Genomic DNA, 26,375 nt, shown 5'->3' with positions numbered 1-26,375 from the left:
GTAAAACAAAACATTTAAATCTTAACGACAAAAAAAATTGGAGATGGGTGTGGATACCGAATTACTGAAAACCTTTTTGGAGGTCAGTAGAACTCGTCACTTTGGTCGCGCAGCTGAATCTTTGTACTTAACGCAGTCGGCGGTGAGTTTTCGTATCCGCCAGTTGGAAAATCAATTAGGTGCAAATTTATTCACTCGCCATCGCAATAATATTCGTCTGACCCCGGCAGGCGAGCGGCTACTACCTTATGCCGAAACACTGATGAGTACCTGGCAATTGGCCAAAAAAGAGGTGGCACACTCGCTGCAACACACTGAATTATCTATTGGTGCAACCGCGTCACTTTGGGAGGCTTACCTCACCCCGTGGTTGCAACAACTCTATAAGCAACGGGAAACATTACGCCTTGAAGCACGTATTGCACTGCGCCAATCATTGGTAAAACAGTTGCACGAACGGCAACTGGATTTATTGATAACGACCGAACCCCCTAAAATGGATGAGTTGGCCAGCCTACTGTTAGGGCATTTTTCATTGCGTTTGTTCTCCTCAATTCCCTTTGAATTACCGGAAAAAACTGACGATGGAACTGAGCATAAAAATGCAAATGAAGCACCCTATATCAAACTTGAATGGGGGGCGGATTTTCATCAGCAAGAAAGCCGTTTACTCAATAGCGAGCAGATGCCGGTGCTGACCACGACGTCAGCCCATTTAACCCGGCAGCTGTTGGACACCACCGGTGGTTGTGCTTTCCTGCCAGAACATTGGCAAAAGGAATATCCCGAATTGGTCGTCAATGCCGATATACCGCCTATCGTGCGGCCACTGTATGCCGTTTGGTTGCAAAACAGTGACCAGCAAACATTAATTCGACAGTTATTAAAAACACCTATGAATAACGCAGCCCAAAGCGCTATACGGGATTAAGCGGGGGCGACTGAGGGCGAGCACGACGATTCAAATAAAAAGCACTCATCGCCTTCTGAATGGCAATAAAGCTAAATAACAGAATTCCGATGACAATCTTGGTCCACCATGAACTGAGCGTACCATCAAAAGTGATGTAACTCTGTATCAGACCTTGAATCAGGACACCGAACAAAGTGCCGAAAACCGTACCAATGCCGCCGGTGAGCAGTGTGCCACCAATCACGACAGCAGCAATCGCATCCAACTCAACACCACTGGCCGCCAATGCATAACCTGCGGAGGTGTAGAGGGAGAACACAATCCCTGACAGAGCAGCCAGAGTGCTCGATAGCATGTATATTTTTATCGTCGTTTGTCTGACCGGAACCCCCATCAGAGCCGCTGAAACACTGTTACCCCCAATGGCGTAAACGTTATGACCAAAGCGGGTACGATGGGCCAGCAAAATACCAAACGCCACAACCAATAGCATAATCAAGGCAAGCAGTGTAAATCGTCCACCACCGGGAACTTTCCAGGCATAATTTGCCAACGTGCTATAGATCGGGTGATCAATGGGAATTGACTCTTCAGACACAATAAAGCTCATGCCTCGGACAAAAAACATCCCAGCAAGAGTGATGATAAATGCGGGGAGTTTCAGGGAATCAATAATCCAACCCATGAACGCTCCAAACATCGCCCCCATCACTAAAACAATGGCGAAAGCATACATTGGGTGAATGCCATAAGTGCCGATTAGTTTTGCCAATAGCACACCAGTAAATGCAATAACTGAACCGACAGATAAATCAATGCCGCCGGATAAAATAACAAAGGTCATGCCCACAGCAACAATGCCTAAAAAAGCATTATCAGTCAGTAAGTCACACCAAACTCGGGTGGAAGAAAAACTGGGAAATTGACTGAGACAAAAGGCATATCCCAGAATAAAAACGGCGATAGTAATCAGCAAAGGAATATTACGCTTTAACATTATTTTCGCCTCCGGAAGATATGGCTCAATGAGATCATCGGTGACTGCACCACCAATACGGCTAACACCACAATGGCTTTAAGAACCAGATTGAATTCCGGTTGGTAGCCAGAAAGCAAAATTCCAGTATTCATACCCTGAATAATCAAAGCGCCAATCACAGAAAGCAAAAGGTTAAAACGCCCGCCCATCAAGGATGCACCGCCAATGACCACCGCCAAAATAGCATCCAACTCCAACCATAAACCGGCATTATTGGCATCTGCGCCACGGATATCGGCGGTCACGATAATGCCTGCAACTGCCGCACAGACACCACAAATGACATATACCGAAATCAGCACCAAACGGGTACTTACCCCTGCATTACGTGCTGAACGCAGGTTGATACCAACAGACTCAATAAACAACCCCAGTGCCGTTTTGCGCGTCAATAGCCACACAATAATCAGCATACTAAATGCGATAACCACAGACATTGGCATATACATCAAGGTGCTGCTGCCTAACTCTGCCAACCCACCGCTATCAAATGTGACAATCTGGCCTTCGGTGATTAATTGAGCTATACCTCGCCCTGCAACCATTAACATCAAGGTGGCAACAATCGGTTGAATCTGCAACACCGCGACTAAAAACCCATTCCATAATCCACACAACGCCCCGACGGCGAGTGCGGCAACCAACACAGTGAAGAAAGGGTGACCAGCACTGGTAAGTGTCGCTGCGGTAGCACCGGCAATGGCCATCACCGCTCCAACTGATAAATCGATGCCTCCGGTTGCGATCACTAACGTCATTCCCAGTGCCAATAACGCAACGGGCGCACCTCGGTTTAAGATATCAATCACACTGCCAAACAGCCGTCCATCCTGGATATGAATTGAGAAAAAGTGTGGAGCTACCAAACTATCAATCAATAAAATGACTATCAGAGCACCAAACTGCGTGGCACCTTTTGGCAAGACCCATTTAACTTTGCGCGGCCTTTGCGGCATAGATAGGCTCCTGTTTCCCATGAGGTAACTCCTTATTGCACCGCGATCGCCTGCATGATGGCAGGAACAGAAATCTCATCGTGACCAAGTTGTGCAATATGACGACGATCTCGCAAAACAATGACGCGATCGGCGTAACCAGCCAATTCCTCTAATTCGGAAGAGATAATTAATAGCGCCAGCCCCTCATTGCACAGCTTTTCAATTAAGCGAATAATCTCTGCATGCGCTCCCACATCAATGCCTCGGGTCGGTTCATCTAAAATCAAAAAGCGAGGTTTTGTGGCCAACCAGCGGGCTAATAATACTTTTTGCTGGTTTCCACCAGAGAGATATTGAATTTGCTGCTCAGGGCCTGGAGTGCGGATACCTAATTGCTGGATAAAATCCTCTGCAATTTGGGTTTGTTCACGTATGGAAATTGGCCTCAACCACCCGCGCTGGGCCTGTAGGGCCAAAATAATGTTTTCTCGTACCGTCGCGGCCCCCACAATGCCGTCAGTTTTACGATCTTCTGGGCAATAACCAAAACCATATCTCGACGCTTTTCGTGGCGTTCTAATCTTAACCGGCTTGCCCTGAATTTTGGCTTCGCCAGTATCAGGTGTGGTGACACCGAAAATTAACTGTGCAGTTTCCGTGCGACCCGAGCCTAATAGCCCGGCCAGACCGACAATTTCCCCCGGAGAAACAGATAAATCGAAGTTCTCCACGACACCTCGCCGACTATAGTTTTTGAATTCAACTAATGGGTTGCTTACCGCAATATTATGTTCACCACGTTTTAATAATTGTTCATCAAAGCTATGGCCTAACATCATCTGAACCAATTCAATGCGAGGAAGTTCTGTAGTGTTTTTTGTGCCGACGAGCTTGCCATTACGCAAAACAGTAATACGGTCACTGATCCGATAAACTTGATCGAGGAAGTGAGTCACGAAAACCATACCAATACCCTGATCACGCAACTGTCGCAAAATATCCAATAACATACTGACTTCTTTAGCATCCAAACTTGCCGTCGGCTCATCCAGAATCAATACCTTAGCGGATAGATCAACTGCCCGAGCAATCGCAACAATCTGTTGTATTGCAATAGAGAAATCAGCCAAAGGCCGCTGAACATCCAGCTCCAGACCATAGCCTTTCAGTAATTTTGTTGCTTGCTGATTCATCGCGCGATGATCAATTAATCCCCAACGCAATGGTTCACGGCCAATAAATAGATTTGCTGCAATAGAGATATTGGGGAGTAAATTGACCTCTTGATAAACTGTACCAATACCCATTTTTTGGGCATCTGCTGTATCAATAGGACAAATGGCTACACTATCTAAATAGACTTCGCCGGCGGCCCGTTTATAGACCCCGGTTAATGCTTTAATTAACGTCGATTTTCCTGCGCCATTCTCGCCCAGCAAAGCCACAACTTCACCACGCTGCAAAGAGAAATCAACAGAATCCAATGCCTTAACACCAGGAAATTCAACTGACAAGCCACGGACTTCTAGCAGTGTTTCCATCAGATGTACCCATGTTCAAAAACGACTCAGATATTGCCCAAATACAGGTGACGAAAGCAGGCGGGACAAATCCCGCCTTTTAAATCAATAACCCAGGCTCTTCTTGGATTCATATTCCTGTTTAGCCGTATCGGGCTGTAATAAACGTGATTCGGTCTGTATAAACTTAGGTGGTTGAGTGCCATCTTTCTTCAATGCAATTAATGCATCAAAAGCTGGGCCGGCCATATTCGGTGTTAATTCAACGGTGGCATTCGCTTCACCACTGCTCATTGCTTTGAAGATATCTGGAACACCATCGATAGAAACAATTTTGATTTCGGAGCCAGGCTTCAAGCCCGCTTCTTTAATAGCTTGAATGGCACCAATTGCCATATCATCGTTATGTGCATAAACGGCGCAGATATTTTTGCCGTTTTGCTCTGCTTTGATAAAGCTTTCCATAACCTCTTTGCCTTTACTGCGTGTGAAATCCCCTGATTGAGATCGAATTATTTTCACATTCGGTGCAGAAGCAATTCCATCAGCAAAACCTTTTTTGCGGTTAATGGCCACACTGGAACCGACAGTGCCTTGGAGTTCAACCACATTACAGGGTTTGCCTGCCACATCTTTCAACAACCATTCACCTGCAACCTTACCTTCATATACACTGTCCGAAGCCACTGCCGCTGTATATAAAGAGGGGTCATTCACCTCAATCATACGATCAAGCAGGAATACGGGGATTTTGGCTTCTTTTGCTTCCTGTAACACTGGCGTCCAACCGGTTGCCACCACAGGAGCAATAAAAATGGCATCAACACCCTGAGCAATAAATGATCTGACCGCTTTGATTTGGTTTTCTTGTTTTTGCTGGGCATCCGCGATTTTTAATGTTATTCCGCGTTTCTCCGCTTCTTGTTTAGAAACCTTAGTCTCCGCAGAACGCCAACCGGACTCGGAACCTATTTGAGAAAACCCCACGACTAACGGAGCTGCCTGGACTGCACTACACATTGCTGCTGTCACAGCAGCTGCTAACAGTAAACGCCTGTACATATTTATCTCCTCACTTGCCATCGTCGAGCCGCTGACTCATTACTATTCTAAAGAACAGTTCATATAATCATTCAGAACATTGATTGCGCTGAATTTCGGCCAATTTGCAGATAATGTTGTTCTCAAGATACATGATGTTTTCTAAGGTGAGCTTCCTGATAGATAAAATGTTAATTAGTTTTAGTACATTTTGTGAAAGTAATAATGAGCAGCGTCACACCATAGAATAACAATCATTTTGTACATAAATTCAGCTGAATAGGCATGGATTGGGAACGTTACCTTTCTATAGGGCAGCAGGATTTTAATGAAAAAAATGACTAATAAGAGTGGTTAGTGAAGTAATGGGGATTTGTGAGTTGGCAGGATAAATGGAGATTTCTGATGTGAAATTCAAATAGATGTTAGCTAAAACGGGGGATAATACGCAAAAAGAGTTAGATAATATGTATGAAAATCGAACTAAACGATTATTTCGACATAAAAAAACCCCTCGCTTTCGCGAAGGGTTATTTATATGGCAGGGGCGGAGAGACTCGAACTCGCGACACCCGGTTTTGGAGACCGGTGCTCTACCAACTGAGCTACGCCCCTAAATAACGCTTAACATTATGCCTGCTAAAATAAGCAGGCATAATTTAAATAAGTGGCGGAACGGACGGGGCTCGAACCCGCGACCCCCTGCGTGACAGGCAGGTATTCTAACCAACTGAACTACCGCTCCACCGATTCTTTTACGTGTATCTTCCTGATACCCATCCTTTACAGGACCAGCGCTCCTCGCTGTGCAAAACCGCTCATCGCGATTTTGTCAGTTACCAGATGTCATTCTGATAACTCGTGTTTGATGCCTGGCAGTGTCCTACTCTCGCATGGGGAGACCCCACACTACCATCGGCGCTACGGCGTTTCACTTCTGAGTTCGGCATGGATTCAGGTGGGTCCACCGCGCTATGGCCGCCAGGCAAATTCTGTCTAAACTAACCCGCTATGCAATCTTTCACACAGCCAGCCAGCCCAATCTCGGAACATTCGCTGAAAATCAATATCTATCTCTCAAATACAAAACACCTTTGGTGTTGTAAGGTTAAGCCTCACGGATCATTAGTACTGGTTAGCTCAATGCATCGCTGCACTTACACACCCAGCCTATCAACGTCATAGTCTTTAACGTTCCTTCAGGGGGCTTAAAGCCCCAGGGAAGACTCATCTCGAGGCAAGTTTCCCGCTTAGATGCTTTCAGCGGTTATCTCTTCCGAATTTAGCTACCGGGCAATGCCATTGGCATGACAACCCGAACACCAGTGATTCGTCCACTCCGGTCCTCTCGTACTAGGAGCAGCCCCTCTCAATCTTCCAACGCCCACGGCAGATAGGGACCGAACTGTCTCACGACGTTCTAAACCCAGCTCGCGTACCACTTTAAATGGCGAACAGCCATACCCTTGGGACCTACTTCAGCCCCAGGATGTGATGAGCCGACATCGAGGTGCCAAACACCGCCGTCGATATGAACTCTTGGGCGGTATCAGCCTGTTATCCCCGGAGTACCTTTTATCCGTTGAGCGATGGCCCTTCCATTCAGAACCACCGGATCACTAAGACCTACTTTCGTACCTGCTCGAGCCGTCACTCTCGCAGTCAAGCTAGCTTATGCCTTTGCACTAACCTCACGATGTCCGACCGTGATTAGCTAACCTTCGTGCTCCTCCGTTACTCTTTGGGAGGAGACCGCCCCAGTCAAACTACCCACCAGACACTGTCCTCACCCCAGATTATGGGGCCGAGTTAGAACATCAAACATTAAAGGGTGGTATTTCAAGGTTGGCTCCATGCAGACTGGCGTCCACACTTCGATGCCTCCCACCTATCCTACACATCAAGGCTCAATGTTCAGTGTCAAGCTATAGTAAAGGTTCACGGGGTCTTTCCGTCTTGCCGCGGGTACACTGCATCTTCACAGCGAGTTCAATTTCACTGAGTCTCGGGTGGAGACAGCCTGGCCATCATTACGCCATTCGTGCAGGTCGGAACTTACCCGACAAGGAATTTCGCTACCTTAGGACCGTTATAGTTACGGCCGCCGTTTACTGGGGCTTCGATCAAGAGCTTCGCCTTGCGGCTGACCCCATCAATTAACCTTCCAGCACCGGGCAGGCGTCACACCGTATACGTCCACTTTCGTGTTTGCACAGTGCTGTGTTTTTATTAAACAGTTGCAGCCAGCTGGTATCTGCGACTGGCTTCGGCGCCGGGAGCAAGTCCCTTTACCTAATGCCAGCGTGCCTTCTCCCGAAGTTACGGCACCATTTTGCCTAGTTCCTTCACCCGAGTTCTCTCAAGCGCCTGAGTATTCTCTACCTGACCACCTGTGTCGGTTTGGGGTACGATTTAATGTTACCTGATGCTTAGAGGCTTTTCCTGGAAGCTTGGCATCAACTACTTCACCACCGTAGTGGCTCGTCATCACACCTCAGCGTTGATAAGCAACCGGATTTACCAAGTCACTCCGCCTACATGCTTAAACCGGGACAACCGTCGCCCGGCTAGCCTAGCCTTCTCCGTCCCCCCTTCGCAGTAACACCAAGTACAGGAATATTAACCTGTTTCCCATCGACTACGCTTTTCAGCCTCGCCTTAGGGGTCGACTCACCCTGCCCCGATTAACGTTGGACAGGAACCCTTGGTCTTCCGGCGTGCGGGTTTTTCACCCGCATTATCGTTACTTATGTCAGCATTCGCACTTCTGATACCTCCAGCAACCCTCACAGGTCACCTTCAACGGCTTACAGAACGCTCCCCTACCCAACGAACGTATCCCTAAGCCAACTCGACTTTATTGGACGCATTGACGTCGCTGCGCTCCGTCAATCATTATCCACTGCCGTGAATTGTCTTGGGTGATACGTTCGCTGCCGCAGCTTCGGTGCATGGTTTAGCCCCGTTACATCTTCCGCGCAGGCCGACTCGACCAGTGAGCTATTACGCTTTCTTTAAATGATGGCTGCTTCTAAGCCAACATCCTGGCTGTCTGTGCCTTCCCACATCGTTTCCCACTTAACCATGACTTTGGGACCTTAGCTGGCGGTCTGGGTTGTTTCCCTCTTCACGACGGACGTTAGCACCCGCCGTGTGTCTCCCGTGATAACATTCTTCGGTATTCGGAGTTTGCATCGGTTTGGTAAGTCGGGATGACCCCCTAGCCGAAACAGTGCTCTACCCCCGAAGATGAGTTCACGAGGCGCTACCTAAATAGCTTTCGGGGAGAACCAGCTATCTCCCGGTTTGATTGGCCTTTCACCCCCAGCCACAAGTCATCCGCTAATTTTTCAACATTAGTCGGTTCGGTCCTCCAGTTAGTGTTACCCAACCTTCAACCTGCCCATGGCTAGATCACCGGGTTTCGGGTCTATACCTTGCAACTATTCGCCCAGTTAAGACTCGGTTTCCCTACGGCTCCCCTATTCGGTTAACCTTGCTACAAAATATAAGTCGCTGACCCATTATACAAAAGGTACGCAGTCACACCACGAAGGTGCTCCCACTGCTTGTACGTACACGGTTTCAGGTTCTATTTCACTCCCCTCGCCGGGGTTCTTTTCGCCTTTCCCTCACGGTACTGGTTCACTATCGGTCAGTCAGGAGTATTTAGCCTTGGAGGATGGTCCCCCCATATTCAGACAGGATGTCACGTGTCCCGCCCTACTCATCGAACTCACAACGTATGCATTTTTGTGTACGGGACTATCACCCTGTACCGTGCGACTTTCCAGACGCTTCCACTAACACATATGCTGATTCAGGTTCTGGGCTCCTCCCCGTTCGCTCGCCGCTACTGGGGGAATCTCGGTTGATTTCTTTTCCTCGGGGTACTTAGATGTTTCAGTTCCCCCGGTTCGCCTTGCATGGCTATGTATTCACCATGCAATAGTGCAACGAATTGCACTGGGTTTCCCCATTCGGGTATCGTCGGTTATAACGGTTCATATCACCTTACCGACGCTTTTCGCAGATTAGCACGCCCTTCATCGCCTCTGACTGCCTAGGCATCCACCGTGTACGCTTAGTCGCTTAACCTCACAACCCAAAGATGTTTCTTCTTTATTGGTGTGGCTACGAACACACTCTGCGTCGTTGTGCAGTGCGCGCAATCCTCATGAACGTAGCGTTCACTCCGGTTGCTGTGCGCTGTACGCCTTGCTGAGTATCTTCTCGCTCACACTGCAACAATGACAAACACATTGGCATTGCAATTATTTGAGAGACTCTAATACAGGTTAATCCTTATCTCAGTACTTCTACGGAGAGATAAGTTTCAGCTGTATTGTTTCAATTTTCAGCTTGTTCCAGATTGTTAAAGAGCAATATTTCACAACACACTGTGTCTTGCGACCGCAGTACATTTTGAAATAGTTTCTTTATATGGTGGAGCTAAGCGGGATCGAACCGCTGACCTCCTGCGTGCAAGGCAGGCGCTCTCCCAGCTGAGCTATAGCCCCATATAAAAAGCAAAATACCTTATCGGCATAACTCATTCTCAGACCAGGCGCAGTCACGCGACGTTTATGGGTATAAACGAGTGTGTCTGTCACACAGTATGAGGATGAGTTGGTGGGTCTGAGTGGACTTGAACCACCGACCTCACCCTTATCAGGGGTGCGCTCTAACCACCTGAGCTACAGACCCAACAAGGTACTAAAGCCCGACTAATCTCTCAGCCCGGCCTTATTTGCTCGTTACTTTCTATCAGACAATCTGTGTGGACACTACGCAATGCGTATCTGAGGTAAGGAGGTGATCCAACCGCAGGTTCCCCTACGGTTACCTTGTTACGACTTCACCCCAGTCATGAATCACAAAGTGGTAAGCGCCCTCCCGAAGGTTAAGCTACCTACTTCTTTTGCAACCCACTCCCATGGTGTGACGGGCGGTGTGTACAAGGCCCGGGAACGTATTCACCGTAGCATTCTGATCTACGATTACTAGCGATTCCGACTTCATGGAGTCGAGTTGCAGACTCCAATCCGGACTACGACAGACTTTATGTGGTCCGCTTGCTCTCGCGAGTTCGCTTCACTTTGTATCTGCCATTGTAGCACGTGTGTAGCCCTACTCGTAAGGGCCATGATGACTTGACGTCATCCCCACCTTCCTCCGGTTTATCACCGGCAGTCTCCTTTGAGTTCCCACCATTACGTGCTGGCAACAAAGGATAAGGGTTGCGCTCGTTGCGGGACTTAACCCAACATTTCACAACACGAGCTGACGACAGCCATGCAGCACCTGTCTCACGGTTCCCGAAGGCACTAAAGCATCTCTGCTAAATTCCGTGGATGTCAAGAGTAGGTAAGGTTCTTCGCGTTGCATCGAATTAAACCACATGCTCCACCGCTTGTGCGGGCCCCCGTCAATTCATTTGAGTTTTAACCTTGCGGCCGTACTCCCCAGGCGGTCGACTTAACGCGTTAGCTCCGGAAGCCACGCCTCAAGGGCACAACCTCCAAGTCGACATCGTTTACAGCGTGGACTACCAGGGTATCTAATCCTGTTTGCTCCCCACGCTTTCGCACCTGAGCGTCAGTCTTTGTCCAGGGGGCCGCCTTCGCCACCGGTATTCCTCCAGATCTCTACGCATTTCACCGCTACACCTGGAATTCTACCCCCCTCTACAAGACTCTAGCTTGCCAGTTTCAAATGCAGTTCCCACGTTAAGCGCGGGGATTTCACATCTGACTTAACAAACCGCCTGCGTGCGCTTTACGCCCAGTAATTCCGATTAACGCTTGCACCCTCCGTATTACCGCGGCTGCTGGCACGGAGTTAGCCGGTGCTTCTTCTGCGAGTAACGTCAATCCAACAACGTATTAAGTTATTGGCCTTCCTCCTCGCTGAAAGTGCTTTACAACCCGAAGGCCTTCTTCACACACGCGGCATGGCTGCATCAGGCTTGCGCCCATTGTGCAATATTCCCCACTGCTGCCTCCCGTAGGAGTCTGGACCGTGTCTCAGTTCCAGTGTGGCTGGTCATCCTCTCAGACCAGCTAGGGATCGTCGCCTAGGTGAGCCATTACCCCACCTACTAGCTAATCCCATCTGGGCACATCCGATGGCGTGAGGCCCTAAGGTCCCCCACTTTGGTCCGAAGACGTTATGCGGTATTAGCTACCGTTTCCAGTAGTTATCCCCCTCCATCAGGCAGTTTCCCAGACATTACTCACCCGTCCGCCGCTCGCCGGCAAAGTAGTAAACTACTTCCCGCTGCCGCTCGACTTGCATGTGTTAGGCCTGCCGCCAGCGTTCAATCTGAGCCATGATCAAACTCTTCAATTTAAGATTTGTTTGATTTGCTATGAGTTAACATAGCGATGCTCAAAGATTACTTTCTGCAAATATGCATTCGAACCGAAGTTCAAATGTGTACTGCTTTGGTCACTCTTCAAGACTTTGATATTGCTTCTGCCTGCCGAAACAGGCTTCGATATCGTCTTGCGAGTGCCCACACAGATTGTCTGATAAATTGTTAAAGAGCGTTCGTTACCCGTTTGCCTTGCGGCGAATCTTACGGTAACGCGGGAGGCAGATAATACGCTTTCCCGCTGAAGAGTCAAGAGTTTATTTGGTTTCTTTCGAAGTCAAACTCAATCATTTCTCTTCCTGACCCGGCGAAGTCTGTTTCGTTGTTCCCGGTCAGTGGAGGCGCATTATAGGGAGTTCCTGACAGCCTGCAACCCCTAATTTCAAAAAAAATCTCAACCGCTGATTCTTTAGTCAAAACGCCGTTAAATTGGCAGTTTTTCCAGCGATGGAAAGCCATAACCCTGCAAAACGGGCAATAAAGCGTCAGTATCCGCATTCAGTGCCATGCAATACGCGATGTTTTCTTCATCGGAAGAAATCACATTTTCTTGAGAAGAGATAAGCCAGGCAGTACGGCGAGCAATTGCAGCGCCGGAATCGACCATGCGGGTGCCTTCTGGCAACACTTGCGCTAACTCTTCAGTTAATAGAGGAAAATGGGTGCAACCTAAAACGATGGTATCTGGCGGTTCACGCATGGCGAGCCACGGATGAAGGATTTTCTTTAATGCTTCCTTCGGAACAACACCACCATGTAACTTGGTTTCCGCCAACTCCACCAGCTCAGATGATCCCAGTAACTCAATTTTGCAGTCTGTCGCAAAGCGCTCGATCAAATCCTGGGTATAAGAAGCATGAACTGTGCCACGAGTGGCCAACAGGCCGACAACACCATTACGTGTGAGCCGTACCGCAGGTTTGATGGCCGGAACCACCCCCACAACCGGGAAGGTAAAACGTTCACGTAAAGCAGGAAGGGAGACCGTACTGGCCGTGTTACAGGCGATAACCACGATAGCTAGCGGGTGGCGCTGTTGTACTGCGGTGACAATTTCCAATACGCGCTCAACAATAAATTCGCCGGACTTCTCCCCATAAGGGAACGCGACGTTGTCGAAAGCATATATATAGTGGAGATCCGGCAGCAATTGCCGAATCTCCTGATAGACAGACAGCCCGCCAACACCTGAGTCAAAAATCAGCGCTGTCGGGCGAGGAGCAGTATCAGCCTTAGAAGTTATAGCTTCCCGTGAGGTAATACTCTCGTCCAGCGGTTTTATAGCCATAAGCCGTTTCGTATTCTTTATCAAACAGGTTGGCAATTCTACCACGAACTGTTAGATGAGAAGTAACCGGATAGCCCGCTGAAACGTCTACTGTGCTGTAACTCGACAATTCACGCTGAGTCGAGCTATAAGCTGAGGTGCTATTGTCATAACGTTTACCGTAATACTGATAAGAGATATCAATATCAAGGTTAAACATCGTCCAATCTAACTGATACTTCGCCTGTTGTTTAGAACGGCGAGCTAATACCTCATTATTCAGATCATTACGCGGGTCAATGTATTGCAGCGTGACTCCGTGTGTAAATATGCCGGTAGTGAGATTACCCGTCCATTCCACACCTTTTATGGTCGCGGAATTGACATTGTAGTAATGCCCTTTGAATATTGAATTATCAAAAGAGTAATCAATCAGGTTTTCAATTTTGTTGTGATAAGCAGACAAACGCCAGTCAAGTGGCCCGGTCACCCCTTCTAAACCGGCTTCCCATTGGCGGGATTCTTCCGGTTTAAGGTCACTGTTGGATATGATGTCAAAGCGCTGCGAACCATATTGCTGCCCCAGAGACGGGGCCAGGAAGCCAGTGCCATAAGAGAGGGTCACGCGATAGTCAGGAACGAACTCCCAGCCCGCCGCGGTTTGCCATGTTTCATGCCAGCCAAATTGCTCATCCTTATCGCCACGGCCAGAAGCTTCTAATGTCACATTGCCGATTTTCTGCTGTCCGCTAAGGTATAAACCGGTGTTATCCCGCTTATAAGTATCAGAGATGGTCTGACTAGATGAGGTCAAACGCTGTTGCTGCCAGTCAAGGCCCGCGCTCAATGTTCCACTTTCAAAGCTATAAGTATTGCCCCATTGCACATTGCGCTGATCCATATTATCCAGCGTGGTAGCCACACCATAGCGGCCATATTGGCTACTAAAGTTGTAGTCTTTATATTTCTGATAGCTGCCGATTAATTGTGAAGAGTAGGCACCCGAAGCATAACGTAGCCCCGCATCATAAGTGTGGTTATAGAGCCGCTCTTCATCGCCGCTATAAGCCGGGGACGACAAACTGCCAATATCGTAATCAGAATTGTTGGTATAACCATAACCTCTGATAAAACCAGATATCTCTTGGCTGAATTGATGCTCCAACCCTGCCCAGAAGTTTTTATTGCGGAAACCATCGCGGTCGTTATCGATTGGGTTCGGTGAGTCAGGTTTGATGTTATATCCGTTGCTGGTTTGATAGCCGCCCGCTAACGTGGCCAAGGTATCGCCAAAGCGCTGGCGAACACTGCCATCATATTGCTGATAGCCTTTAGAGCCGATCCCAGCATTAATTTGCGCGCCTTCCTGGTCTGTCTGCGTAATCACGTTAATGACGCCACCAATCGCACCAGAACCATAAACAGCAGAGCGCGGCCCACGGATATATTCAACCCGCTGCACTAAGGAAATAGGGATTTGATCGAGGTTAACGCTGTTAACAATACCGGTACGTGCGAGGGGAATGCCATCAATCAATATCAGGACATGGCGGGCTTCGGTGCCACGGATATACATAGAAGAGCCCTGACCTACTCCGCCGAATTGTGCAATATCAACCCCGGGAAAGCGGCGCATCACTTCATTAAGACTTTTCGCCTGCCAGCGGTCGATATCATCGCGCGTGACCACATCGGCAGGAGCCAATACGGTCGAAACGGGTTGTTTGAAACGGCTGGCGGTAACTACCATTTCATCTTTATTACCGGTTGCGATGTTGCCTTGCGCCCATCCAGAGAATGCTGTCACAGAGAGAGCCGTGAGCAGCGTATATTTTTTTATTGTGATTGTATTTTTAGTGGTCATTAAGAAAGCATCCAAACTCAAATAGCGGATGCCGCAGAGCCATGGCCGGTAGTACGCGACGACCACGAATATTGCGACGTATACCGGCAGGTTTTCGGGCTTGGGATCTCTGTTATCTGACTATGAATAAAACAGAGCGGGCGATGACTTCCCATCCTTACGGACAGTGTCTGGTTGAAACCTATCGCCGTGACTTCCCCTTACCGCTGCGCGTCAGCTCCGGATTTACACCGGATTCCCTTTTAACTCTTAGGTGTTTAAGTAACAACTTGAGGCCGGACCGCAATGCTACGATCAAGTAAAATAGATGTCTAGACTTCCATTATTGTTACAAGGAATAAATACAACAAAACTGGACATCAGAGCCACTTTCCCTACAATCCGCAGCAATACTCCTCTTTTATTATGTCCAGACGAGAAGAAACATGACTCCTGACATCCTGCCGACTGACGGCTACGAGCACCAATTGGCGGAAAAATCTGCCCGTCTTCAGGCGATGATGTCGCCGTTTCAGGCGCCCGCTGCGGAAATATTCCGTTCTCCAGCAGAACATTACCGCATGAGAGCCGAGTTCCGCGTTTGGCATGATGAAGATGACCTGTACCACATCATGTTTGACCAACAGACCAAGCTGCGAATTCGGGTTGAGCAATTCCCTGTGGCCAGTCTGTTAATTAATCGTTTGATGAGCGCACTGATGACGGCCATCAGAGCCGAGCCGATTTTGCGGCGCAAGCTGTTCCAGATTGATTACTTATCTACCCTAAGTGGCAAGCTGCTCGCCACTTTGTTGTATCACCGTCCATTAGATGAAGAGTGGCAGCAAAAAGCGCGGGAACTGCGAGATCAATTGCGCGAGCAAGGCTTTGACCTGCAACTGATTGGTCGAGCGTCAAAAACCAAAATCATGCTGGATCACGACTATATCGACGAAGTGTTGCCAGTCGCCGGGCGCGACATGATCTATCGTCAGGTTGAGAATAGTTTCACCCAACCTAATGCGGCGGTGAATATTCATATGTTGGAATGGGCGATTGATGTCACCCAACATGCCAGCGGCGATTTATTAGAGCTGTACTGCGGCAACGGTAATTTCTCACTGGCGTTGGCGCGTAATTTTGATCGGGTATTGGCAACTGAAATTGCCAAACCGTCAGTCGCGGCGGCGCAATACAACATCGCGGCCAATCATATCGATAATGTCCAAATTATCCGGATGTCAGCGGAGGAGTTTACCCAGGCCATGCAAGGTGTACGTGAGTTTAACCGCCTGAAGGGTATTGATTTAACTAGTTACAACTGCGAGACCATTTTTGTCGATCCACCGCGCAGTGGGTTGGATGATGAAACCGTCAAATTGGTACAGGCCTACCCACGCATCCTTTATATCTCCTGTAATCCAGAAACCCTGTGTGCCAACCTTGAGCAATTGCAATACACACATAAAATCAGCCGATTAGCGCTATTTGATCAGTTCCCTTACACCCATCATATGGAATGTGGAGTTTTACTGGAAAAACGAGACTGACAAACAGCAGGAATCGAGACAAAAAAAGGGCAACGCGGTGTTGCCCTTTCTATTGGTGCAATAAATGAACAGAAAAGCTATTGCGGCTGCTGGTTATCTATATCTGTGTCGGTATCAGCATTGATGTCTGTCTGCGCTGATTTACGTGCTTTCAGTTTGAATAAGATCCAGAACACCAACACCACACTCAAAATCGAAGGAACAAAGTTAGAACCAATCGCCGGATGCTCAACCCGCACAATCGCGCTATACAATAAAATGCCAAGTAAGAAACACGCACCAGCCAGTACTGGCAGGCCTTGTGGCATGGCAAAATTGAGATAGCGCTGATGCAAACAATAAACCGCCAGGATTAATGTCAGCAGAGGAAAGACTGAAAAAGGAACAAATCTGCTGAATAACGCGTTAAATGAACCGTTTATTGCCAAACCCGTAATCAAAGCCAGCAGCAGGGTGCCGGTTTCACGGTGAGGTTGTTTTTCAGAATAAACTTGTTGTTGAGAGCAAGATTGTTTTTCCGAGGAAGATTGTTTTTTAGAGCAAGATTGTTCCATTGTTTTCCTTACCTTATTAAGCGCGGGACACAGCGAGCTTTTCCTGCTCGCGCCGATACCAATAATAAGCACCCTTGGAGATCATCCGCAGTTGTAAAACCAGTCGTTCTTCTAACTGTCGCCGCTGTTCAGCATCTACGTCCAGGACTTCTGCACCCGCACTGAAGACAATTGTGACCATGGCCTCAGCTTGTGCTTCGGTGAAACTGCGCGGCATATGATTTTCCAGCTCAAGATAATCGGCCAGCTCGGCAATAAAATGCTGAATTTCACGCGCAACCGCCGCACGGAAGGCCGCGGACGTCCCAGACCGCTCCCGCAACAATAAGCGGAATGCATTAGGGTTATTACCGATAAATTCCATAAATGTAGATACTGAGGTGCGGATAACACTGCCGCCCTTGGCAATCCGTTGACGAGCTTGCCGCATAAGTTGGCGCAACATCAGGCCGCTTTCGTCGACCATTGTCAGCCCAAGTTCATCTACATCACGGAAATGCCGATAAAAAGAAGTCGGTGCAATGCCCGCCTCACGGGAGACCTCCCGCAAACTCAGGCTGGCAAAACTCCGCTCAGCACTCAGTTGGCTGAACGCCGCTTCGATAAGGGAACGACGAGTCCGCTCTTTTTGTTGTGCTCTGACGCCCATAATCGTACCCAAGGGATATCCAATTTCTCAATCTAAGACATATAGTCAGCAATATACCAAACTTTATAGTAACAACCGTTATACAAACGTATCATCACCATACGGAATTGCCGCTTTACAGCACACATCACGGTGATTTACCCATTGTTTATTGGGTTATACTTAGGATGATGTTAATGTAGCGTTGTAATTTTGTATAATAATAGGTCTCTCCTACATGCAACAGCACTTCCATTTTGATGCCATTGTTATTGGCTCGGGTCCTGGCGGTGAAGGTGCCGCTATGGGGTTGGTCAAGCAAGGTGCCCGCGTTGCCGTGATTGAGCGGTATAATAATGTGGGCGGGGGTTGCACCCATTGGGGCACCATCCCTTCCAAAGCTTTGCGCCACGCCGTTAGCCGTATTATCGAGTTCAACCAAAACCCACTTTACAGCGACAATGCCCGAACCATCAGTTCCTCTTTCTCTGATATTTTAAACCATGCTGACCGTGTTATTAACCAGCAGACCCGCATGCGCCAAGGCTTTTATGATCGCAATCACTGCCAAATGTTCTCCGGTGATGCCAGTTTTATTGATGCCAATACCATAAACGTGCGTTATGCCGATGGTACTAACGATACACTGCGAGCCGATAACATCGTGATTGCGACTGGTTCACGCCCCTATCGCCCAGCAAATGTTGATTTTACCCACGAACGCATTTACGACAGCGATACCATTTTACAACTCAGCCATGAGCCCCAACACGTCATTATCTATGGCGCCGGGGTTATTGGCTGTGAATACGCTTCAATTTTCCGTGGCTTGAGTGTCAAAGTTGATTTAATCAATACCCGCGACCGTCTGCTAGCATTCCTCGATCAGGAAATGTCAGATGCCCTCTCTTATCACTTCTGGAATAACGGCGTGGTTATCCGCCATAACGAAGAATTTGAGCAGATTGAGGGCACCGTTGACGGAGTTATTGTCCATCTGAAATCAGGCAAAAAGGTCAAAGCGGATTGTTTGCTGTATGCCAATGGACGCACCGGTAATACCAGTGGCTTAGGCCTGGAAAAGATTGGGCTGGAAGCGGATAGCCGTGGCTTGTTGAAGGTCAACAGCATGTATCAGACCGCGCTTTCCCATGTGTATGCGGTTGGGGATGTGATTGGCTACCCAAGTCTGGCCTCTGCGGCTTATGACCAAGGGCGAATTGCAGCACAAGCGATGATCAAAGGCGAAGCGAATACTCACCTGATCGAAGATATTCCAACCGGAATTTATACTATTCCGGAAATCAGTTCGGTGGGTAAAACAGAACAAGATTTGACGGCGATGAAAGTCCCTTACGAGGTGGGTCGCGCGCAATTTAAACATCTCGCACGGGCGCAAATCGTTGGCATGGATACCGGCAGTTTAAAAATTCTGTTCCATCGGGAAACCAAGCAGATCCTCGGTATTCATTGCTTTGGTGAACGTGCGGCTGAAATTATCCACATCGGGCAGGCCATCATGGAGCAAAAAGGAGAAGGCAATACTATCGAATACTTCGTTAATACTACCTTCAACTATCCAACTATGGCAGAAGCCTACCGAGTGGCAGCACTCAATGGATTAAACCGCCTGTTCTAGTTTTTGGTTGATAACATCTGAATTCATGCGCGGTTGCATGTGTTCACGTATTGCCTCGGCAAGTTGCTCATAGCGGCCACGCAATGGGGAGCCGGGGCGATACACTAACGCAATGGTGCGCTTTGGTACTGGCTTGTAGCATTCCAGATAACAAACACCATCACGCTTTCTTTCATTCGGTACCGCCAGTGATGGCAATAGTGTAATTCCACTACCTGCTGCAACCATATTACGCAGAGTTTCCAAGCTGGTAGCGCGGAAATGTGTGTCTTCATCAGCGCCCGCCTGGAAGCAAAAACCCATCGCCTGATCACGCAAACAGTGACCATCTTCCAGCATCAGTAATTTCTCACCCGCCAGCTCATGCATCTGCACTTTGTCACGATCCGCCCACGGGTGATCAGCATAAATCGCCAATTGCATCGGCTCATCAAAGAGCGGAACTTCAATAAAAGCTTCGGTCTCTTTAACCAGAGCCAGAATGGCACAATCGAGTTTACCGCTATCCAACTGCGCCAGAAGGTTTTGGGTTTGCGCTTCGTGCAGATACATTTCCAGTTTTGGGAATGTTTGATGCAACATTGGAATGATTTGCGGCAACAGATACGGCCCAACAGTAGGAATAAGCCCAATATGCAGTGGGCCAGACATACTCTCACCCTGCAAACTGGCCATCTCTTTGAGCACTTTCACTTCTCGCAATACTGTTCTGGCTTGTTCCACCAGCAATAACCCTGCCTGTGTAAACAGCACCTTACGACTGGTGCGCTCTAACAACATCACGCCCAGTTCATCTTCCAGTTTACGAATCTGGCCACTTAATGTGGGTTGACTGACATGACAAGAGTCGGCTGCGCGCCGGAAATGCCTGAACTCAGCCAGCGCCACTAGGTATTCTAAATCACGAATATTCATCGGTGCTCCGCTTTATGATAGCCATTAACGATAGATAAGATAGCAACCAGTGATTAGAACTATCAAGTGATAAAATGAATAATGTGTCCCAACGAAGAGATACCTAGAAAAATTTAAATATTTTATTTTCTAATTAAGGAGTTACAGATGTTTACTAGCCAAGAAGGTAAAAAAGTCCCACAAGTCACTTTCCATACCCGTCAGGGCGACCAGTGGGTTGATGTAACTACCGATGAGTTATTTAACAATAAAACCGTCATCGTATTTTCACTACCGGGTGCCTTTACCCCGACTTGTTCTTCCAGCCATCTGCCGCGTTATAACGAACTGGCTGGTGTGTTTAAACAGCACGGTGTTGATAGCATTCTGTGTGTGTCGGTCAATGATACTTTCGTGATGAATGCCTGGAAAGCCGATCAACATGCAGAAAATATCACTTTCATTCCTGATGGTAACGGCGAATTCACCAAAGGTATGAATATGCTGGTTGAGAAAGCGGATCTGGGCTTCGGGCCGCGTTCATGGCGTTATTCCATGCTGGTACGTAACGGCGTGGTTGAGAAAATGTTTGTCGAGCCAAACAAACCAGGCGACCCGTTTGAAGTGTCTGACGCTGACACCATGCTGAAGTATCTGGCCCCTGATTTTAAAGTGCAAGAATCGGTTTCTGTCTTTACCAAACCGGGCTGCCCATTCTGCGCCAAAGCCAAACAGATGCTGCAAGATCGCGGTATTCAGTATGAAGAAATCGTACTGGGTAAAGATGCCACCACCGTCAGTCTGCGCGCTGTTACTGGCCGTGGGACAGTGCCACAAGTGTTTATCGGTGGCCGCCACATTGGTGGTAGTGATGATTTAGAAAATTACTTATCTGCTTAATAATATTAATAGAATGAAGATATAGTTAATACCCAAAGTCATTGGAGTTGCAGGTAGGCAGCAAGTGAACTCATCCCGATGAGCTTACTCAAGTAAGTGATTCGGATGCGGAAACGTAGCTAACAACCCTGCGACTTCAAATACGAAGGGTATGCTTGGTAGGCTTCGGCCTACCCTTTTTTCCTGTTATGGAGCAGACATGAAAACCTTAAACGTTGATGTCGCCGTGATTGGCGGCGGCACTGCCGGGCTTGGCGCTTATCGCGCAGCCAAACTGGCGACCCCCAATGTAGTAATGATTGAAGGTGGCAAATACGGTACCACCTGTGCCCGCGTCGGTTGCATGCCATCCAAACTGCTGATTGCGGCGGCTGAAGCTGTGCATCAGATTGAAAAAGCTCCCGGTTTTGGTATTCACCCACAAGGTGACATTCTGATTAATGGCCGCGAAGTTATGGATCGCGTAAAACGCGAGCGCGACCGCTTTGTGGGTTTTGTACTGGAAGGTGTCGATAACATTCCGGCTAATGACAAAATTCAGGGCTATGCCCGTTTTATTGATGACAATACACTACAAGTTGATGATCACACTCGTATTGTTGCGCAGCGCATTGTCATTGCCACTGGTTCTCGCCCAAGCTGGCCTGCCGCCTGGAATGAGCTGGGTGATCGGCTTATCGTCAACGACGACGTATTCAACTGGGACGATTTACCCGAATCAGTCGCTGTTTTCGGCCCCGGCGTTATTGGGCTGGAACTTGGCCAGGCACTGCATCGACTTGGTGTTCAAGTCAAAATGTTCGGCGTGGGTGGTGGTGTCGGCCCGCTGACAGACAGTATTGTGCGCAATTACGCAGCAAAAACCTTGGGTGAAGAGTTCTATCTCAACCCAGATGTGAAAGTTGAAGTGATGCAGCGCGAAGGGGATAAAGTCTTTATCCGCTATCTGGATGACGCCGGTTTACCACAAGAAATCATGGTGGATTATGTTTTAGCTGCCACAGGTCGCCGGCCGAATGTCGATAAACTCAGTTTGGAAAATACCTCACTGGTGCTTGACGATCGTGGTGTTCCGCCAGCTGACCGGCTGACAATGCAGACTAGCGTGCCGCATATCTTTATTGCCGGTGATGCCAGCAACCAATTACCCTTACTGCATGAAGCCAGTGATCAGGCTCGTATCGCGGGAGTAAACGCCGGTGGGTTCCCTGAAGTGATTCCGGGTTTGCGCCGTAGCCCAATCTCCGTGGTGTTCTCTGACCCACAAATCGCGATGGTAGGTTCTACGTTCCGCGAATTATCGCAAAAATTCAGTGCATGCGGTTGCTTTGAAATCGGCGAAGTCTCTTTTGAGAATCAAGGCCGCTCACGGGTCATGCTGAAAAACAAAGGTATCTTGCGGGTTTATGGCGAACAGGGAACAGGTCGTTTCCTGGGTGCCGAGATGATGGGGCCAAGTGCCGAGCATATTGCCCATCTATTGGCTTGGGCACATCAACAGCAAATGACCATCAACCAGATGCTGGATATGCCGTTCTATCACCCCGTGATTGAAGAAGGTTTGCGTACAGCATTGCGTGATTTGCAGTCTAAATTGAAACTGGGTACTGACGAGGCCGAACGTTGCCTGCGCTGCCCAGGTGAATAACCTTTTCCAACTGTTTAAACCGGGCGTTATGCCCTGAAGAATCCCCAGAAAACAAGACAGGCATAGCGTGATGTGATCTACTGATTGCTCCACCAATTCAATGAGATCACCGCTATGCTTGTTCGTAAAGTATGCCAAAATTTTTTCCAGAATGCCTTAGCACCATTTCATAAATACCGGCAAAGCGCCCTGATGGATGCCACTGTTGCTTTAATCAATGGAGCTTCACTCACTCTAACCAGTATCGGCCGTTTCTTACCGGGTCAGGCTCAGGTTAAAAACAAAATTAAACGCGTGGACCGTTTGCTGGGAAATGAGTCTCTTCATCGTGATATTCCACTGATTTTCAATAATATTATAGCTATGCTGACCCGGAAATTATCTCTGTGCGTGGTTGCTGTTGACTGGAGTGGATATCACTCGCATGAATACCACATTCTCCGGGCCAGTTTAATTTGTGATGGCCGCTCCATTCCTTTGTTAAGTCAGATTGTTCCGTCGGCTGAACAGCAGAGCGAACAAATTCATAAAACATTTTTAAATGCACTTGCCCGAGCCGTTAATCCCGATGCCAGAGTTATTATTGTTACCGATGCAGGTTTCCAAAATGCCTGGTTCAAACATATAAAATCATTAGGCTGGGATTTTGTCGGAAGAATAAGGGGATATACACGACTTCGACTGCATCGGGAGGGTGATATCTGGTACAAACCACAGGAACTTCAGGCCAGAAGCCAGCCCGAATATTTGGGGCCGGGTACGTTGTCACGTACTCAATATGCCCGCTGCGAAGGCCATTTTTATCTTTATAAGAAAGCCCCTAAAGGTAGAAAAAACAGACGTTCCTGTGGCAGGATAAAACGCTACAAACAAGAGCGTGACGGCCGCTCATCAGCCAAAACACCCTGGCTACTGTTTACCAGTAGCGACGACTTCAGGCCCCGTGAAGTCATGAAAATATACAGCAGAAGAATGCAAATAGAGCAAAATTTCCGTGATGAAAAAAGTGAGCGCTTTGGATTTGGTTTGCGTGCAAGCCGCAGCAGAACAACGGAGCGAATGCAGGTCCTGAGCCTGTTAGTAACGTTAAGTACAATTGTGATGTGGTTAATGGGGTATCATTTTGAAAATAAAGGATTACATGTGAGGTATCAGGCTAACAGTGTGAAGTCGAGGCGGGTCATATCTTATCTGACGTTAGCAGAGAATGTCTTAAGACACTCTCCGCTAATATTGCGACGAATAGCACTGAATAGTGCACTTAATCACCTTGCCAGAGTCTACCGAAATATGGTGCTAGTTTATTAATGGTGATTTTGTGGGGATCCCTCAGGGCGTTATGCCCGGTTTTTTATCCTTTATTTCGCGAAGCGATGTCAAATAACCCCCCGCAATTCACCGTCTTATATTTTTTAGATCAAAATCAACTGGCATAGTCAATGAAACCTGCTCATTCGATAATAACCCGACGGGTGGCTGGGGCAATGGTTGAGCACGTTTAACCACTGCCAATGCTTCTTGATCTAATGCAATAACTCCACTGCTCTTAACAAGTTTAGTAGATAACACATCCCCCTCTTTATTAACCACAAAACGGATAATCACAGTTCCTTGCTGGCGCTGTTTTCGGGCATGGGGTGGATAACGTTTAAACCCTGCCAGATGCCCTTGTAATCGGCTTTTCCAATTCATTTTACTTTGTTGATTATGCAACGAATGACTGTTCGCCGCAGCCGCGACCCGATGACTCTCCCCCGATAAAGGGGTACTGGTTACTACTGCTGGAGTTGAGGGGTTGCTGTGGTTTTCCGGTGTTCGTTCATTAATGGGCTGACGTGGTGTCATCACTTTCTGTTGTGGTCGTTTTGCTTTGTTTAGCTCTTTTGGCGGCTCATTTACTTCTCTTTCGACAATCAACGCAGCATTTGAATGCTCAGGTGCGGTCAGGATATGACTCACTTCTTCTGGCTGATGTTCCGACAGCTCCGTCACCGGTTCGTTGATATTTTGAGTGATACCAACTACCGAATCTTGCTCCATATGTTGGGTAAACTCCGGCTCCGTCGACACCGCGAGCATAATTGCCACAGGAGAGACCTCTGTGTATGCCGGGGGGATAGGGGTATTGCTCAATAGCCAGATCAGATAAATATGAACACCGCTGGTTAATAAGGCACTTACCCAAAAGAAAATCACACTACCGCTACTCTGCCGTATCCTCATAAATTAAATCACTATATTCCTTTATTTTTAATGGGTTACTTACAATTAATTATTCTTCAGCAAAGGCAACATGCAGGCGATCAGTTAGCGGTTTAAACAGATAATTAAGTAGCGACCTTTCCCCTGTTCGGATAAAAATGTCGACTGACATACCGGGCCGAATTTCCAGCTCGGTTTGTGTGATATCAATGGCAACAGTTAAAGGATAGTAAGGCTCTAAAGTATGTGAGTTTTGTATACGATCGGCACCAACGTGTAATACCGAACCTTGTAACCGCGGGGTGCTGCTTTGATTAAAAGCAGAGAAGTTCAGGTCTACTGGTAGCCCAACCATTACCTTATCAATTAATGACACCGGAAGCTGAGCCTCAGCTAAGAGTGGCTGCCCATTAGGAACCAGTTCCATCAATGTTTGCCCGGTACTGACCACACCACCAACCGTGTGTTGAGTAAGGGCGATAACCGTGCCACTGACTGGTGCGTAAATTCGCGTATTATCTAATTCATATTCTGCAATCCCCAAGCGCTGCTCCAACTCTTGAGTACTTTGTTGCGCTTTAGCCAGTTGCTCACGATTCTCACTTTTATACTGCTCGCGCCGTTGTAAGATATGTTGCTCTGTTTCGCCAATTTGCTTATGAAGCTCCAAAATCTCACTGGTATTCTTTTCTATATTTGCGCGCAATGAAATCGCCTGACGCTCCATCTCTAACAACTGACTTTGAGCAACGTGACCATTTTTTGCCAATAACTGTACTCCCTGCAATTGCCGCTGGAATAAGTCAAATTGGCGCTGGTTATGGCCGCGGGCCACTTGTAATCCATCTAGCCGGCTCTCGTGACGGGTAATTTGTGCTGATAGCCGGGCAATGTCGCTCAGTTGTGCCTGACGACGATGGAGAAATAGCTGCTGCTGCAACACAGTATTACGCTCAACTAAAGCTTGTGCGGGATGCTGAAGCAATGCGGGAGGAAAGGTAATTGTCGGTAATTCATGTTGCTCTGCCGTGAGACGAGACTCCTGAGCGAGTGCACTCAAATACTGATTTTGTAAATTATCGCGATGGCTAAGTAGCGCAGTATCGTCCAGAGTGATAAGTAATTGCCCTTGCGTGACGTCATCGCCCTCAGCAACATGCAATTGTTGGATACGTCCCCCTTGCAGCGGTTGAACCAACTTACGATTTTCTGCCACAACAATATGCCCCATCACCGCAATACCTTTATCCAAAGGAGCCAGCCCCGCCCACAACAAAGAACCGATAAAACCACCGCAAACCAATAATGCGCCAAGGCCAAGATATCTCCCGCTATTGGTTTGTAGTGGTGGTGGTTTTTGCGATGTTTGATTTTGCTGCTGGGGTGGCGAACAATTTGAATCCGATGACATGATTTATCTCCG

Annotated in this window: 17 protein-coding genes, 4 tRNA genes, 3 rRNA genes and 1 riboswitch; of the genes, 6 read left to right on the top strand and 18 right to left on the bottom strand. The window is 48.0% G+C overall.

Annotated elements, in window-relative coordinates; all coding sequences use genetic code 11:
• Positions 1 to 49 precede the first annotated feature (49 nt).
• Positions 50 to 931 (top strand): HTH-type transcriptional regulator HdfR, encoded by an 882-nt coding sequence (hdfR, locus tag FGL26_RS16690; RefSeq protein ID WP_005176097.1) that lies wholly within the window; start codon positions 50 to 52, stop codon positions 929 to 931.
• On the opposite strand, the gene yjfF is transcribed toward hdfR, so the two are convergent.
• The 13 genes from yjfF to btuB all read right to left on the bottom strand — a co-directional run bounded on the left by yjfF (position 918) and on the right by btuB (position 14,958).
• Positions 918 to 1,910, bottom strand: a complete 993-nt coding sequence (yjfF, locus tag FGL26_RS16685; RefSeq protein WP_005176099.1) for a galactofuranose ABC transporter, permease protein YjfF — start codon at positions 1,908 to 1,910, stop codon at positions 918 to 920. The genes hdfR and yjfF overlap by 14 nt on opposite strands.
• Positions 1,910 to 2,929 (bottom strand): galactofuranose ABC transporter, ATP-binding protein YtfT, encoded by a 1,020-nt coding sequence (gene ytfT, locus FGL26_RS16680; protein ID WP_005162726.1) that lies wholly within the window; start codon positions 2,927 to 2,929, stop codon positions 1,910 to 1,912. Before ytfT ends, yjfF begins: the two co-directional genes overlap by 1 nt.
• A gap of 11 nt (positions 2,930 to 2,940) precedes the next feature.
• Complete coding sequence (gene ytfR / locus FGL26_RS16675) at positions 2,941 to 4,431, bottom strand: galactofuranose ABC transporter, ATP-binding protein YtfR (RefSeq protein ID WP_005176102.1); 1,491 nt, start codon at positions 4,429 to 4,431, stop codon at positions 2,941 to 2,943.
• Positions 4,432 to 4,515: 84 nt separating this feature from the next.
• Entirely contained in the window at positions 4,516 to 5,472 is a 957-nt protein-coding gene (ytfQ, locus tag FGL26_RS16670) for a galactofuranose ABC transporter, galactofuranose-binding protein YtfQ (RefSeq protein WP_005162730.1), read from the bottom strand.
• Between the two features lie 518 nt (positions 5,473 to 5,990).
• Positions 5,991 to 6,066, bottom strand: a tRNA-Trp gene (locus FGL26_RS16665).
• Between the two features lie 53 nt (positions 6,067 to 6,119).
• Positions 6,120 to 6,196: transfer RNA gene (locus FGL26_RS16660), tRNA-Asp, on the bottom strand.
• 125 nt (positions 6,197 to 6,321) lie between these two features.
• Positions 6,322 to 6,437, bottom strand: a 5S ribosomal RNA gene (rrf, locus tag FGL26_RS16655).
• A 118-nt stretch (positions 6,438 to 6,555) separates the two neighbouring features.
• Positions 6,556 to 9,549 (bottom strand): 23S ribosomal RNA (locus tag FGL26_RS16650).
• 346 nt (positions 9,550 to 9,895) lie between these two features.
• A tRNA-Ala gene (locus FGL26_RS16645) sits at positions 9,896 to 9,971 on the bottom strand.
• 110 nt (positions 9,972 to 10,081) lie between these two features.
• Positions 10,082 to 10,158, bottom strand: a tRNA-Ile gene (locus FGL26_RS16640).
• Between the two features lie 101 nt (positions 10,159 to 10,259).
• Positions 10,260 to 11,802: ribosomal RNA gene (locus FGL26_RS16635) — 16S ribosomal RNA — on the bottom strand.
• The 16S, 23S and 5S rRNA genes sit together here with 4 tRNA genes alongside, the layout of an rRNA operon.
• A gap of 449 nt (positions 11,803 to 12,251) precedes the next feature.
• Positions 12,252 to 13,115 carry a glutamate racemase gene (gene murI, locus FGL26_RS16625; protein ID WP_005176045.1) on the bottom strand — a complete coding sequence of 288 codons (864 nt, stop codon included), beginning with the start codon at positions 13,113 to 13,115 and terminating at the stop codon, positions 12,252 to 12,254.
• Positions 13,060 to 14,958 carry a TonB-dependent vitamin B12 receptor BtuB gene (btuB, locus tag FGL26_RS16620; protein WP_005176047.1) on the bottom strand — a complete coding sequence of 633 codons (1,899 nt, stop codon included), beginning with the start codon at positions 14,956 to 14,958 and terminating at the stop codon, positions 13,060 to 13,062. Before btuB ends, murI begins: the two co-directional genes overlap by 56 nt.
• Before the next feature lie 68 nt (positions 14,959 to 15,026).
• Positions 15,027 to 15,253: riboswitch (cobalamin riboswitch) on the bottom strand.
• A gap of 130 nt (positions 15,254 to 15,383) precedes the next feature.
• Here btuB and trmA point away from each other — a divergent pair.
• Positions 15,384 to 16,487 carry a tRNA (uridine(54)-C5)-methyltransferase TrmA gene (trmA, locus tag FGL26_RS16615; protein ID WP_005176050.1) on the top strand — a complete coding sequence of 368 codons (1,104 nt, stop codon included), beginning with the start codon at positions 15,384 to 15,386 and terminating at the stop codon, positions 16,485 to 16,487.
• 77 nt (positions 16,488 to 16,564) lie between these two features.
• Here the strand turns inward: trmA and FGL26_RS16610 are convergent, their stop codons facing one another.
• Together FGL26_RS16610 and fabR are read right to left on the bottom strand one after the other, a co-directional pair.
• Positions 16,565 to 17,041: a YijD family membrane protein gene (locus FGL26_RS16610; RefSeq protein ID WP_005176053.1), complete on the bottom strand. Its 477-nt coding sequence runs from the start codon at positions 17,039 to 17,041 to the stop codon at positions 16,565 to 16,567.
• A 16-nt stretch (positions 17,042 to 17,057) separates the two neighbouring features.
• Positions 17,058 to 17,690 (bottom strand): HTH-type transcriptional repressor FabR, encoded by a 633-nt coding sequence (gene fabR, locus FGL26_RS16605; protein ID WP_005163800.1) that lies wholly within the window; start codon positions 17,688 to 17,690, stop codon positions 17,058 to 17,060.
• Positions 17,691 to 17,907: 217 nt separating this feature from the next.
• Between fabR and sthA the strand changes: the two genes are divergently transcribed.
• A complete protein-coding gene (gene sthA / locus FGL26_RS16600; RefSeq protein ID WP_005176056.1) occupies positions 17,908 to 19,308 on the top strand; it encodes a Si-specific NAD(P)(+) transhydrogenase in 1,401 nt (466 codons plus the stop codon).
• Here sthA and oxyR read toward each other — a convergent pair.
• Positions 19,291 to 20,223 carry a DNA-binding transcriptional regulator OxyR gene (oxyR, locus tag FGL26_RS16595; protein ID WP_005176059.1) on the bottom strand — a complete coding sequence of 311 codons (933 nt, stop codon included), beginning with the start codon at positions 20,221 to 20,223 and terminating at the stop codon, positions 19,291 to 19,293. The two genes, sthA and oxyR, sit on opposite strands and share 18 nt — an antisense overlap.
• A 147-nt stretch (positions 20,224 to 20,370) precedes the next feature.
• Between oxyR and FGL26_RS16590 the strand changes: the two genes are divergently transcribed.
• From FGL26_RS16590 to FGL26_RS16580, 3 genes are all read left to right on the top strand, one after another.
• Entirely contained in the window at positions 20,371 to 21,102 is a 732-nt protein-coding gene (locus FGL26_RS16590; RefSeq protein WP_005176062.1) for a glutathione peroxidase, read from the top strand.
• A 199-nt stretch (positions 21,103 to 21,301) separates the two neighbouring features.
• The gene (locus FGL26_RS16585) at positions 21,302 to 22,750 is read left to right on the top strand and encodes a dihydrolipoyl dehydrogenase (RefSeq protein WP_005176064.1); all 1,449 of its coding nucleotides are present in this window, start codon (positions 21,302 to 21,304) and stop codon (positions 22,748 to 22,750) included.
• Positions 22,751 to 22,864: 114 nt separating this feature from the next.
• On the top strand, positions 22,865 to 24,058 hold the full coding sequence (locus tag FGL26_RS16580) for an IS4 family transposase (RefSeq protein ID WP_032908371.1): 1,194 nt from the start codon (positions 22,865 to 22,867) through the stop codon (positions 24,056 to 24,058).
• A gap of 87 nt (positions 24,059 to 24,145) precedes the next feature.
• Here the strand turns inward: FGL26_RS16580 and FGL26_RS16575 are convergent, their stop codons facing one another.
• Positions 24,146 to 24,973 carry an energy transducer TonB family protein gene (locus FGL26_RS16575; RefSeq protein ID WP_165442613.1) on the bottom strand — a complete coding sequence of 276 codons (828 nt, stop codon included), beginning with the start codon at positions 24,971 to 24,973 and terminating at the stop codon, positions 24,146 to 24,148.
• 49 nt (positions 24,974 to 25,022) lie between these two features.
• Positions 25,023 to 26,363, bottom strand: a complete 1,341-nt coding sequence (locus FGL26_RS16570; RefSeq protein ID WP_005175799.1) for an HlyD family type I secretion periplasmic adaptor subunit — start codon at positions 26,361 to 26,363, stop codon at positions 25,023 to 25,025.
• Between the last annotated feature and the right edge of the window lie 12 nt (positions 26,364 to 26,375).

This window comes from Yersinia enterocolitica subsp. enterocolitica (assembly GCF_901472495.1).
GTDB classification, from domain to species: Bacteria; Pseudomonadota; Gammaproteobacteria; order Enterobacterales; family Enterobacteriaceae; genus Yersinia; species Yersinia enterocolitica.
Note: the sequence above shows the minus strand (reverse complement) of the source record. Positions and strands in the feature narration are given on the sequence as shown.